The sequence below is a fragment of the Mesorhizobium sp. LNHC232B00 genome (genome assembly GCF_000502435.1).
In the GTDB taxonomy this organism is placed as follows: domain Bacteria; phylum Pseudomonadota; class Alphaproteobacteria; order Rhizobiales; family Rhizobiaceae; genus Mesorhizobium; species Mesorhizobium opportunistum.
This window is the reverse complement of sequence record NZ_AYWP01000009.1, coordinates 103,319-115,834: the sequence shown is the minus strand read 5'-3', so window position 1 is coordinate 115,834 and position 12,516 is coordinate 103,319. Positions and strand designations below refer to the sequence as shown.

The 12,516-nt window shown below is 63.6% G+C and carries 13 protein-coding genes; 3 read left to right on the top strand and 10 right to left on the bottom strand.

Annotated elements, in window-relative coordinates; all coding sequences use genetic code 11:
- Positions 1-24: 24 nt before the first annotated feature.
- The gene (locus X743_RS155405) at positions 25-870 is read left to right on the top strand and encodes a DUF1194 domain-containing protein (protein WP_023765769.1); all 846 of its coding nucleotides are present in this window, start codon (positions 25-27) and stop codon (positions 868-870) included.
- 94 nt (positions 871-964) lie between these two features.
- On the opposite strand, the gene X743_RS155410 is transcribed toward X743_RS155405, so the two are convergent.
- From X743_RS155410 to flhA, 3 genes are read right to left on the bottom strand one after another with little or no spacing between them, the layout of a single operon-like run.
- Entirely contained in the window at positions 965-1,348 is a 384-nt protein-coding gene (locus X743_RS155410) for a hypothetical protein (protein WP_023765768.1), read from the bottom strand.
- 2 nt (positions 1,349-1,350) lie between these two features.
- Positions 1,351-2,103 carry a flagellar biosynthetic protein FliR gene (gene fliR / locus X743_RS155415; protein ID WP_023765767.1) on the bottom strand — a complete coding sequence of 251 codons (753 nt, stop codon included), beginning with the start codon at positions 2,101-2,103 and terminating at the stop codon, positions 1,351-1,353.
- Positions 2,100-4,187: a flagellar biosynthesis protein FlhA gene (gene flhA / locus X743_RS155420; protein WP_023765766.1), complete on the bottom strand. Its 2,088-nt coding sequence runs from the start codon at positions 4,185-4,187 to the stop codon at positions 2,100-2,102. Before flhA ends, fliR begins: the two co-directional genes overlap by 4 nt.
- Positions 4,188-4,303: 116 nt before the next feature.
- Between flhA and X743_RS155425 the strand changes: the two genes are divergently transcribed.
- Both X743_RS155425 and X743_RS155430 read left to right on the top strand, forming a co-directional pair.
- A complete protein-coding gene (locus X743_RS155425) occupies positions 4,304-4,603 on the top strand; it encodes a putative quinol monooxygenase (protein WP_023765765.1) in 300 nt (99 codons plus the stop codon).
- 130 nt (positions 4,604-4,733) lie between these two features.
- Positions 4,734-6,515 carry a chloride channel protein gene (locus X743_RS155430; protein WP_023765764.1) on the top strand — a complete coding sequence of 594 codons (1,782 nt, stop codon included), beginning with the start codon at positions 4,734-4,736 and terminating at the stop codon, positions 6,513-6,515.
- A 15-nt stretch (positions 6,516-6,530) separates the two neighbouring features.
- Here the strand turns inward: X743_RS155430 and X743_RS155435 are convergent, their stop codons facing one another.
- The 7 genes from X743_RS155435 to flgK form a co-directional block, all read right to left on the bottom strand.
- Complete coding sequence (locus X743_RS155435; RefSeq protein WP_023765763.1) at positions 6,531-8,174, bottom strand: MFS transporter; 1,644 nt, start codon at positions 8,172-8,174, stop codon at positions 6,531-6,533.
- 324 nt (positions 8,175-8,498) lie between these two features.
- Complete coding sequence (gene fliQ / locus X743_RS155440) at positions 8,499-8,765, bottom strand: flagellar biosynthesis protein FliQ (RefSeq protein ID WP_013893193.1); 267 nt, start codon at positions 8,763-8,765, stop codon at positions 8,499-8,501.
- 12 nt (positions 8,766-8,777) lie between these two features.
- On the bottom strand, positions 8,778-9,173 hold the full coding sequence (flgD, locus tag X743_RS155445) for a flagellar hook assembly protein FlgD (RefSeq protein WP_031250183.1): 396 nt from the start codon (positions 9,171-9,173) through the stop codon (positions 8,778-8,780).
- A gap of 11 nt (positions 9,174-9,184) precedes the next feature.
- Positions 9,185-9,628 (bottom strand): flagellar biosynthesis repressor FlbT, encoded by a 444-nt coding sequence (flbT, locus tag X743_RS155450; RefSeq protein ID WP_023765762.1) that lies wholly within the window; start codon positions 9,626-9,628, stop codon positions 9,185-9,187.
- Complete coding sequence (flaF, locus tag X743_RS155455) at positions 9,625-9,972, bottom strand: flagellar biosynthesis regulator FlaF (RefSeq protein ID WP_023765761.1); 348 nt, start codon at positions 9,970-9,972, stop codon at positions 9,625-9,627. Before flaF ends, flbT begins: the two co-directional genes overlap by 4 nt.
- A 28-nt stretch (positions 9,973-10,000) precedes the next feature.
- Entirely contained in the window at positions 10,001-11,044 is a 1,044-nt protein-coding gene (locus X743_RS155460) for a flagellar hook-associated family protein (protein ID WP_023765760.1), read from the bottom strand.
- A 4-nt stretch (positions 11,045-11,048) separates the two neighbouring features.
- Complete coding sequence (gene flgK / locus X743_RS155465; RefSeq protein ID WP_023765759.1) at positions 11,049-12,503, bottom strand: flagellar hook-associated protein FlgK; 1,455 nt, start codon at positions 12,501-12,503, stop codon at positions 11,049-11,051.
- Positions 12,504-12,516 lie beyond the last annotated feature (13 nt).

Sequence of the window (12,516 nt, the reverse complement as noted above, 5' to 3'; positions counted from 1 at the left end):
AACGGCTGCTCGATGGAGAATGACATGTGCGCAACTGTGCATCAGGACGTAACTGGCTTGTCTGTGACAGGCTCCTTTCACGAGCAGCCGCGGATGAGAGGGAAGGGTATTCCGAAGCCGGCGACGCGATCGGTCAGGTGGCCGGCAAACCGGGTTAGCTCGTGCCTTAGACTGGCGGGAGCACTTGCCGCTTCGATGGTTTGGGGACCGCAGGCACATGCCGCCGATGTCGATGTCGCCATCGTATTCGCGGTCGATTTCTCGTCCTCGATCGATCCGAAGATTGCCGACCTGCAGCGCGAGGGTCATGCCGCCGCGCTCACGTCGCCAGAGATCATCGCGGCCATCACGCGCAACTACGTTGGCTGCATCAGCGTGGCCTACTTTGAATGGTCGAGTCCCGGACACGCACGCACTGTGCTTCCGTGGACAAACATCTGCGGACTGGAAGACGCCAGAGCGGCAGCATCGGTGATCAGCAAGGAAGGGGATACCGGGATCACCCGCAGAGGACGCAGAGGAACATCCGTTTCCTCAGCCATCGACATCGGCAGTCTTCTGCTCGACCAGTTTCCTGGAAAGGCGGCCAGGAAAGTAATCGACATCTCCTCCAATGGTGAGAACAATGATGGACTTCCTGTTCAGCCGAGCAGGCTGAACGCCATTGCCAAGGGATACACGATCAACGCGATCGCCATCCCGATGGAAGATGAGAGCCCCGACAATACGTTGGCATCCTATTTCGCCAAATCGGTCATTGGCGGTTCCCAAGCCTTCGTCATAACGCCGAAGGGGCCGGACGACTACGTCATGGCTCTTCGCCGCAAGCTGGTCACTGAAGTAAGCATGAACGTCGACCGACCGCTGTGAAGGCTAGGCGGTGCGCCGGGAGATGGCGCAGCAGCAATCTCTAGCATGGTCATTGCCAGCGTCAGCTTGCAGGTCTTAGACAGAATTCCCTCGGCTACTCCTCACTTCGCTTCTGCGCGATCAAATCCAGCCGTTCGCGGTCGGAGCGTTCGCGCTCGTCGCGGTTGCGCACATCCTTGTAGGCGCGTTCGACCATGTTGGTGCGCGCGTTTGCCGTGGCAATCAGGCCGGCCTCCTGCCTGGCGCTTTCCAGGCTTTCTTCCTGGCGCACGACGGCCTGAGCGATGCGGCGGTGATAGAGATCGGGGAACAGGCTGGAGAGGGAATTATCCTGGTCGAAATGGCCGATCAATTCCCTGGCCTCGGCCTCGGCGGCGTTTGCCGCGGCCAGGAAGGTGGCGTGGCGGGTCTCGTGCAGCGCCTTCAGCTGTTCCTGCACCTTGACCAATTTCCGCAGGCGGTCCTTGCGCGTGCTCATCGCTACCTCGCCAACGTCAGGTCGACGAAGCCATCGACGAACAGCGACAGCATGGTGCCGATGGCGAAATAGAAGATGATCATGCCGCCGGCGATGACGAAGGGCTGCGAGATGAAGTAGATCGGGATCTGCGGGGTCAGCTTGTTGACGAAGCCGATCGTCAGGTTGACGAGAAGGGCGTAGGCGACAAAGGGGCTGCCAAGGCGGATGACCAGGAAGAACGTGTCCGACACGGTGTCGGCGACATCGACGAGGGCTGCCTGCGGGTTGAAGAAGATGTTGACCGGCGCGACTGTGTAGGACGTCACCAGCGCGCGTATGATTTCGTGGTCGAAATCGAAGACGAACAGCATCAGCAGCGCCGAGAACGAGATGATGGCGGCAAGGGCTGCCTGCGGCTCGGGCTCCTCGATCGCCGGTCCGCCGGAGCCGCCATAGCCGATCAGCATGGCAATGGCCGAGCCCATGAAACGCAGGGCTTCCATGTAGAGCCTGGTCATGGCGCCGATCAGCCCGCCGACCAGAAGTTCCGAGATGATCATCGGCACCAGGATCTGCGGACGCGCATCGACGAAGGGAAAGATCTTGTCCCACAGGAAGGCGAGCAGGCCGCCGGTGGCGGCGACCGCCACGAACAGCCTGACCTGGATCGGCACGCGGGCGCTGGACAGGCCCGGCATCAGCATGAAGCAGGCGCCGATGCGGCAGAAGGCGAGGAACGCCGCGATGACGACGCTCTGCGAGAGAACGCTCACGATATGGTCCCGAGCACCCTGATCTCGACGCCCTTGGCGATTTCGACGTGGGAGAGCACCGGCAGCGTGGTGAACAGGCGCTCGATGATCATGCGCACATAGGGGCGTGCGTCGGGCGCGGTGACGAGGACGAAGCGCTCGCCGGCTTCGAGGAATTTCTTGATCGCCTTGGTGGCGTCCTGGCCGAATTCCTCGAGCTGGCGCGGATCGATGTCGAACTCGCGCACCTCGCCCTTGGCATCGCGCTTGAGGCTCTGGTGGAAGGCGAGGTCCCAGCGGTTGCCGAGGCGCAGCACCTTGAGCACGCCGCCCTCGGAGAGGTCGCCGCAGATCTGTTGCGCCATGCGGATGCGGACATGTTCGACAATCTGCTCGGTGCGGCGCACATGCGGCGCGATCTCGGCGATTGCCTCGATGATCAGATGCAAATTGCGGATCGAGACGCGCTCGGCCAGAAGCAGCTTCAGCACCGCTTGCAGGCCGGGATAGGAGATGTGCGTGGTGCAGATCTCGTCGGCGAGCTTGCGGTATTCCTGGTCCTGACGCTCCAACAGCGCTTTCATGTCCTTGTAGGACAGAAGCTGCGGCAGGTTGTTGCGGATGACTTCCGAGAGATGGGTGAGCAGCACCGACATGTTGTCGGCGAAGGTGTAGTTCTCGCGCTTCAAATCCTCGGCGAAGGTTTCCATGACGGAATAGGCGCGCATGCCGAAGGCCGGCTCGCGGATCTCCTCGCCCGGTATCTCGGGCACGTCGCGATTGCCGAGCAGCACCATGATCTCGCCGACCCGCATCTGGTATTCGGCGACCACGGTGCCGTGCACCTTGATCTGGTAGCTCTTCGGCGGAATGGCGAAATCGTCGGCGACGCGCACTTCCGGCACGACGAAGCCGTATTGCTGCGCGAATTTCTTGCGCATCTTGGACATGCGGAAGACCAGCTCCTGGTGCGATACCAGGAGACGGGTCGAAAGCTGCTTGCCGATGAGAAGCTCGATCTCGGCGGTGGCGAGCGAGGCCTTGACCGAGTTCTTCTCCTCCTCGACCTTGCTTGCCTTTTCCTTGTCCTTCAGCGCCTCGGCCTCGGCGAGGACGCGGTTGGCGCGCATCGGGATGATGTAGCCAAGGCCGGCCATGCCGCCGGCCAGCGCGAAGAACGGGAAAAGCGGCAGGCCGGGCATCAGGCCGAGCAGCACCAGCAGCGCCGCCGCGACATAGAGGGCGCGCGGATGGGCGCCGAGCTGGCCGAACACGGCCTGGTTGGTCGAGCCGCGGGTGCCGCCCTTGGAGACGAGCAGGCCGGCGGCGAGCGAGACGATGAGCGCCGGGATCTGGGTGACGAGGCCGTCGCCGACCGACAGCTTGATGAACACGTCGGCGGCCTGGCCCATGCCCATGCCGTGCCTGATGTAGCCGATGGCGATGCCGCCGACGATGTTGATGGCGGTGATGATGAGGCCGGCGATGGCGTCGCCTCGGACGAATTTCGAGGCGCCGTCCATCGAGCCGAAGAAGGAGGACTCCTCCTCCAGTTCGCGTCGCCGCAACTGCGCGGTCTTGTCGTCGATCATGCCGGCGGAAAGGTCGGCGTCAATCGACATCTGCTTGCCGGGGATGGCGTCCAGCGTGAAGCGGGCGCCGACTTCGGCGATACGGGTGGCGCCCTTGGTGATGACGATGAAGTTCACCACGATCAGGATCATGAAGACGATCAGGCCGATGACGAAGTCGCTCGCCATCACCAGCTTGGAGAAGCCGGCGATGACGTAGCCGGCGGCGTGCGTGCCCTCGTTGCCGTGCGACAGGATCATGCGCGTGGTGGCGATGTTGAGCGACAGCCTGAGCATTGTGGCGATGAGCAGCACGGTCGGAAACGAGGAGAAATCGAGCGGCCGCTGGATCCACAGCGCCACCATCAGGATCAGCACCGAAAGCGCGATCGAGAAGGCGAGGCCGATGTCGATGAGAAAGGCCGGGATCGGCAGGAACAGCACGGCCAGGATGACGACGATGCCGAGCGCGAAGAAGATGTCGCGGCCATTCTTGGCCACCGCGCCGGGCTGGATGCTTTCGCTGATCGCCATTGAAGTCCTCGAACCATGTGCTGCCGCGCATGCGACAACCCGGCGAGGGTAACTGGCCAAGCTTGCGCGAGGGTGGGAGAGTGGCTCGCTCCGACGTCTCGCAAAAAGGAAGACCCATGCTCCTGATCATCGGCACCATCCGCCTGCCGCCCGACAAGTTCGAGGAGGCAAAGGCTGCGATGGAGCGCATGATCTCGGGCAGCCGCGCCGAGGATGGCTGCCTCGAATATTCCTATGCACGCGATGTGCTCGATGCCGGGCTGATCCGTATCACCGAAGTGTGGCGCGACAGACATGCCCTCGATGCGCATTTCCGTTCGCCGCATATCGCTGAGTGGCGCTCGAGCTGGCCGGCGCTGGGCATCGGCGAGCGCAATCTCTTGCTCTATGAGGCTGGCGAGTCGATGCCGACCTGAGCGCTTCACGCAATGAGCGGCCTCTTGGCCACAACGGCGCCTTCCATGTCGCCATTGTGGTTGCCATGCGGTGTCGGCGGGCGTATCAGCGGCTTTCCGTTGCCTTTTCCGATATCGGCGAGCCGCCCCGGTGCTTTCCAGAAACCAACCGCAAGTCTACGCCCGCCGGCTGCGCGCGGTGCTTTTGAGGTCGATCCCGCTGCTCGAGGCGCGCGGCATCGCGGTGGTCATCCTGGCCGGCATCATCGGCGTCATGGCGGGCATATTGGTCACCGCGATGAGCCAGATCGTGCAGGATATGCACGGGCTGTTGTTTGGCGTCCAACCGGGTGGCCGGCTTTCCGGCATGTTCTCGCTCGCCAATCCGATGCAGGCGCTGATCCCGCCAATCGGCGGCATCCTGCTCGGACTGAGCGTGATCTGGCTGAGAAAGCGGAAATTCCGCACGCCGGTCGATCCGATCGAGGCCAACGCGCTCTATGGCGGGCGCATGTCGCTGACCGACACCTTCATCATCGTCGGCCAGACGATGATCTCCAGCGGCTTCGGCGCTTCGGTTGGCCTGGAGGCGGGCTATACGCAGGTCGGCTCCGGTGTGGCGTCGCGGCTGGCGCGGATGTTCAGGCTGCGCCGCAACGATGTCCGCATCCTGGTCGGCTGCGGTGCCGCCGGCGCCATCGCCGCCGCCTTCGACGCGCCGCTGACGGGGGCGTTCTACGGCTTCGAACTGGTCATCGGCATCTATTCGGTCGCCAATGTCGCGCCGGTCATGACCGCCGCGATCTCGGCTTCGCTGACGGCGGAAATGTTCGGCGGCGTGCCGTTTCCGCTGGAACTTGCCGGCCTGCCGGCACTCTCCCCCAGCCAGTATGTGCCGTTCCTGTTGCTTGGACTGCTCGGGGGTGCGGCCTCGATCGCCATCATGCAACTGGTGACGCTGATCGAACGCGGCTTCAACAGGCTGTCCATCGATGCCTCGCTGCGCCCCGTCATCGGCGGCGTCATTGTCGGCCTGCTGGGGCTGATCACGCCGCAGGTCCTGTCCAGTGGCCATGGCGCGCTGCATCGCGAATTCGCCATGAATTACGGTCTGGCCGTTGTCGCCAGCGTCTTCGTGCTGAAGCTCGCGGCATCAGCCGTCTCGCTCGGCTCCGGTTTTCGCGGCGGCTTGTTCTTCGCTTCGCTGTTTCTCGGCGCGCTGCTTGGCAAGGCATTCGCCGGCGTGATGGCGCTGGTCTCGCCAGCGACCGGTATCGACCCTTCCGTGGCCGCCGTCGTCGGCATGACATCGCTGGCCGTCGGTGTCGTCGGCGGTCCGCTGACGATGACCTTCCTGGCGCTGGAATCGACCCGCGACCTGACACTCACGGGTGTGGTGCTGGCCGCCTCGATAATGGCGGCGATCCTGGTGCGCGAGACCTTCGGTTACTCGTTCTCGACCTGGCGCTTCCATCTGCGCGGCGAGACGATCCGCAGCGCCCACGATGTCGGCTGGATGCGCAGCCTCACCGTCGGCTCGATGATGCGCAAGGACATCAAAACCATCGATGCCTCGACGACACTGGCCGACTTCCGCAGGGACATCCCGCTCGGCTCGGCCCAGCGCGTTATCGCCGTTGACCCGGGTGACGAGTATGTCGGCGTGCTGATCGTGGCCGAACTGCACAGCGATCAAGCCGGCGGCGAGGTGCCGGTGCGCGATCTTGCCCAGTACAAGGATGCCGTCCTGGTGCCCAGCATGAACGTGCAGGCCGCCGCCGAGACGTTCCAGCGCGCCGGCGCCGAGGAGTTGGCCGTTGTCGAGGACTTCACCGATCACATCGTGCTCGGGCTGCTGACCGAGGGCCACTTGATGCGGCGCTACGCCGAGGAACTCGAAAAGGCACGCCGGGATCTGTCGGGCGAAGGTTAGGGCGCAACTTAGGCGTCAGTGCTCGATCGGTCCCTTGGCCATCACGAGCGTCGTGCCGGCGGTCGTCGGACGCTCGATCACACGACGCACGCGCGGCGGCTCGTCGCCGCTGTGCAGCGCCCGCAGGCGTTCGCCGACCATGGCGTCGGCATGGGTGATGCGGCTATTGTGCCTGACATATTCGAGCCAGGTCGGCGTGTGATAGTGCTCGATCCATATCGTGGGATTTTCGAGATCGCGCGCCAGCGTCCAGTTGCGGGCGCCGTCGCGGCGGCGGATGCGTCCGCGTTCGGCCATGGTGGCGAGGAATTCCGCCTCGTCCTCGTGCCGGATCACATATTCGATCATGATGGCGATGGGGCCGCTGCGCGGCTTCAGGTCGAGCGCCAGATGCGGCTCCTTGAAGCGGTTGAGCGGATCGAGGTTCAGCACCTGCTGCTGCGGCAGCGGCAGTACGAGGCCGATGGCGCCGCCGGCCAGCATGGCGATGGCGGCCGCGATCAGCGCCGTTTCGGCGCCATGCGCATCGGCGACGACGCCCCAGATCCAGCTGCCGAGCGCGATGCCGCCGAAGGTCGCGGTCTGGTAAACCGACAAGACCCGGCCGACCACCCAGCGCGGCGTCGCCATCTGCACGGTGACGTTGAAATGCGAGAGCGCGATCACCCAGCAGGCACCGCCGACCAGCAGGCCAAGCGATGTCTGCCAGGCATGCTGGCTGATTGCCGCATTGAAGGCACAGACGGCGAAACCGGCGAAGGCGCAGCGCACCATCGTCTCGCTGGAGAGCAATTGCCGCAGCCTCACGCTGATCAGCGCGCCGCCGACGGCGCCGATGCCGAAGGCGCCGAGCATGATGCCGTAGGTCAAGGCGTCGCCCTTGACGACGTCGCGCGCCACCAGCGGCAGGAGCGCCAGGACAGCGCCGGCGCTGAAGCCGAAGGCCGCGCCCCTGACCAGCACCTTGCCGATGTTGGGCGACATGGCGACATAGCGCAGGCCGGCGCCCATGGCCGCGCCCAGCGACTCGCGCGGCAAGGTCGATACCGGGACATCGGGCTTCCAGCGTGCCATCACGACGATGAGGCCGATATAGCTCACCGCATTCGCCGCGAAGGCGGCCGCGGCACCAGCGGCGGCGACGATGATGCCGCCGATCGCCGGGCCGACGCTGCGCGTCAGGTTGAAGCCCATGGAATTCAGCGCGACAGCCGCAGGCACCTTGTTGCGCGGAACCATGTCGCCAACGGAAGCCTGCCAGGAGGGGCTGTTAAGCGCCGTGCCGCTGTCGATCAGGAAGGTGAAGGCCAGCAGCGTCCAGGGCGTGAGCAAATTGTAGTAGGTGAATACGGTCAGAAGCACCGAGACGAACAGCATGAAGGTCTGGGCGACCAGCATCACCTTGCGCCGGTCGAAGCTGTCTGCGATGGCGCCGGCGACGAGCGCGAACAGCATGATCGGCAAGGTGGTGGAGGCCTGGACCAGCGCGACCTGATAGGGCGAGGTGGCGATCGTGGTCATCATCCAGGCCGCGCCGACGCCCTGGATCAGGCCGCCGAAATTCGAGACGAGACTCGCGGCCCATACGGCGCGGAAGATGCCATGCCGGAAGGGCGCCAGCGCCGAGACGCCTTCGCTTTCCGGTTTTTCGTCGATCATGGATGGGTTCCTGCCACGGCGTGCTGATCCTTGCGCTGATCGTTTCCCCGGATGGTTTGCCGAAACTATGGCATCGCGCCGAAAAGGGCGAATGTCTTGCGCGGAAGATCATGGTCCAACAAGGGGATAGCAAAGGGCCACGCTTCCACTGGCTTGCCGGATGCCTTATCACAACGTGCCTCCTGATCGCGGCATGCAGCATCTCGGTAGGTGGCCCGCGGTCTGGCCGCCGGCATGCAAGCGAAGGAAAAGCTCCATGCCGACCCTCGCAAACGCCTCCTCATAGCGCAGCAAAATGGGTCCCTAAAACGGATACTTCCAGGCTCAGAACCCGTTCTGGATGCGCTCGAAGATGACGTTGGTGAAGGCCGATATCTGGCCGCCGATAAACGGGCCGGTCAGCGCCACCACAAGCATGATGGCGACGATCTTCGGGACGAAGGTCAAGGTGATCTCCTGGACTTGCGTCAGCGCCTGGATGAGGGCGATGCCGATGCCGACCGCCATGGCTACCAGCACGACCGGAGCGGACGCGGTCAGCACCGTCCACACCGCATACTGGACGATGTCGAGTGCGTCGGCCTCGTTCATGTGGCGGTTGGCCTAGCTTGCCGGCTTGATCGACACGCCTGCGCCGACGGGAACCTGAGTGCCATCCTGCAGCACAGCGATAAGTCCGTTGCTGGCGAGCGTCACCGAAGCCACCGTTCCCGTGGTCTTGCCGTCGGCCGAGGTGATCGTGCGGCCGATGATCGCGTCGGCCTGCGACAGTGCCGAGGACTGCATGATCTGCTCGAGCTTGGTGTTTGTCTGAACCGACTGCTCGACCTGCGAGAAGGTGGCGAGCTGGGCGACGTATTGCGTCGAATCCATCGGCTTGGTCGGATCCTGGTTCTTCATCTCGGCGATCAGAAGCTTCAGGAAGGACTGGTAGTCGACCGCTGTCTTCGAGGTCGACGTGGTGGTCGAATTGGAGCCGACCGGTATCGTCGTCGTCATGTCCACGGTCATTAGTAGCGTGCTCCCACGGCAAGCGGGCGCGACGCGCCCGGAACATCGTCATTGCCGCCAAGCGCGCGGCGTTCGAGAGTATAAAGCGAACGGATCGCCTTCAATGCCTCGTAGATATGGTCCTCGCCGACCATGCGGTCGATCTGCTTCAGCGTGCCACAGATCTCGGCGTCCTCGAAGCTGGCCAGGAATAGGGGCAGGGAGCGGCGGAACATCTCGCGCGCTTCGTCCGCGCCGGCGGGGTTCATCAGCATGACCTGCAGGATGAAGTACAGCTGCCTGAGCGGTGTCGAGGCCTCTTCGGCCTGGATCACATGGCTCTCGAGCAGAAACTGCACATCGTTCATCAGTTCGACGGTAACCTTGCGGTCGACGCGGATGACGGCGCCGTTGATGTAGATCTTCTCGTTCGGCTTCAACGAGATCTTCAGCGTGTTGGTCATTGAATGCCGTCGCGGATGATCTGGGACACTTCGATCAGCCCTTCGAAATTGTCGGTGCGACCCTGGCGAATATCCTCCGCCTCGCGCAGCAGCCACAGACCGATGGAAATCAGGTTGGCGCGCAATTCCTTGGGAAGCGCATTGTCGCTGGAGCCGAGATCCTCGACGAAGGTCGTCCAGACACGGTTGGTGAAATGCAGTGCCTCCACCGCCTCCTTCGAATCCTGGCCGGCGGCGGCCGCCGCCGACAGCATGTCGATCGAGCGGGTCAAAAGCTCACGCTCACGGTCCTTGGCGTCCGAGACGGAGGTGCTTTGAACGTCGGCGTAGGAGAATTGGTACATCGTTGGCTCTACCGTTCCGCTGGAGTTGTCAGGTCAGGTAATTCAACAGGCTGAGCTGCTGCAGGCGCGCTGTCAGAGCAAAGGACGTCTCGATATGCTGCGTCAGATCGGCGACGCGGGTCGCGGCTTCCGCCGGGTCGACGGCTTCGAGATCGAGAATGTGCCGTTCGAACAGGTCGACCTGCGTCTTCATGCGGTCGCTGGCGTCCGAGACACGCTTCTGGACGATGCCGGTTTCCGACTGGACCTGGGCGATGCCGCTCAGCGCCTCGCCGACCAAGATCTGCGAGCGGCTAACGATCGTATCTTTCGCAGCCTGGCTGATGTTGGTGGACATCAGGCTGCTGACCATGGCAGCGGCCATGGCAAGTTTCTTGATGCCATCGCTGTTGGCGCCGGTCGAGGTCTCGGTGGTTTCGTTGAGCGCGATGCGGCTGACGATCTGCTGGTCGGTGGCATTCGACATGTTGGCCTGCCAACCAGAGCCGAGGAACTGCGGCTCGACGTCGTTGGTGATGAAGTCGTCCATCTGGGCGGCGGTGATGTTGGCGGCGAGCGGGTCATTGGGCGGGAAGCCGAAATTGGCGACGAAAGAGGCGTCGAAGGCGGCTTTGGCGGGTGAGCCGGGCGCGGTGAAATCGTTGATCGGCTTGACGTCGGTGTTGGTGCCAGCAAACAGGTATTCGCCGTTGACGCTGGTGTTGAGGATCGAGGCAAGCTGCTGGATCGTCGTCTGGCCGGTCGACCGGGTCAGGCTGTCGGAGTTGTCGCCCGACGATGCCGTGGTCAGGCTGGACAGGAAGGTCTGCGCGACGCTTGAGAGCTGGCCGAGCGAGGTCTGGGTCGATGAAAGCCGGGCCGCGACCAGTCCGTTCGAATCGACAATGACGTTGAGCCGGTCGAGATCGCGCGAAAAGGTGACGGACTGGGCGGTGCGTCCACCCAGCGCAAGTCCAACATCGGCGATCCTGCCGGTCGAGGACTCTTTCGTGGCTTTGACAAGATCGGCCTGCATGCGCATCTGCTGATAGCGCGCGGCGTTCGAAAGGGCAGCAGAAGAGACGGAAGTCATGGCTTTATCCCACCGCGCTCAACAGCGCCGTCATCATGTCGTCGACTGTCTTCATCATCCGGGCCGATGCCTGGTAAGTGTGTTCGAGATCGAGCATCAGCGACATTTCCTGGTCGATATTGACTCCGGTCGCGTTGGACAGCGCGTCGGCGCTGCGCTGTGCCAATGCCTCCTTGGCGTCGGCGGCGGTCGAAGCCTGCTGGCGCACGCTTTGGAGCCAGCCGATCGAATTGGCGGCGTAGTCGGAAACGCTGGACGTTGCCGAAATACCCGCCGCGGAATCGAACGTCATCGGCTTGTCGAGTCGGTCGCCATAAGCGATCAGGAGGTTGGAATAGGAGGCGCCGCCCGTGGTGTTCGCGACATAGGCCACACCGTTGGCGCCGCCATCGCGCAGCAATGTCGGGTTGCCGCCGACGCTTGGATCCATCGCGGCATTGATGCCGATCGTGCCGGCAAGGCCGTTGACGAGCGTGCCCGCGGCCGGGACGGCCGGCGCGCCAGACCAGGTGAACAGGCCGGCGGCGTTGGGCATCGACGGTGCGGTCTCGGCAAAGGCGGTGATCAAGCCGCGCGCGGTTTCGTCGAGCTGGCTCTGCATGGTCGAGGCGACGCCGTCGCGCAATTGCAGCAGACCGGCAAGCGTGCCGCTGGCGGTTGTGTTGCCACCGGTTCCCGCCGAAATCGGCACGTTGTCGATATAGACGGTGTTGCCGGCGGTCCCGGCGGCATAGCCGGCCGCCGGCGTGAAGCTCACCGTGCGCGGTATCGTCTCGAACAGCGTCGTGCCGTCGCCCGTGGTGATGACCATGTCGTTGTCGCCGCGCGTGAAGGTCGAGATCGGAACATAGTTCGAGATCTTCTTCAGCAGCGCGTCGCGCTGGTCGAGAGCGTCGGAAACATCGGTGCCGGAACGGGTTCCGGACATGACTGCCTGGTTGGCGTCCTCGAACTGGCCAAGCAGCGAGTTAAGGTCCTTGACCGCCGTGTCGATCTGGCCGTCCGTCTGGGTTCGAAAATCCTGAATGGCCTTGGAGCCTTCGTTCAGGGAGCGCACGACCTGCTTGGCCGCATCGATGACGCTCGAGCCGAGATTCTGATTGGACGGCGATGTGGCGTAGAGCTGCAGCGCCTGCTGCAGATTGGCGATCGCCGTCGAGGGCGATGACGCGTTGTCGACACCGTTGACCGAAACATCCAGCTGATCCATGCCGCTGTAGAGCGCGTTCTGACCGCTGTACGCCGACAGGGCACCAAGGTTCTGGCGGAACAGCAGGTCGTTGGCCGCACGCTGGACGTCAACGAAACGAGCGCCGGGCGCCGTGCTGGTGATGACGGAGATGCGGCGCGTGTAATCCGGATTGGAAGCGTCGGCGATGTTGCGCGAGACAACGCTGGTCTGCCGCGCGGTATTCATAAGCGCCGATTGGGCGATACTCAATGCGGAGGATAGCGACATGCTGGTCTTTCAC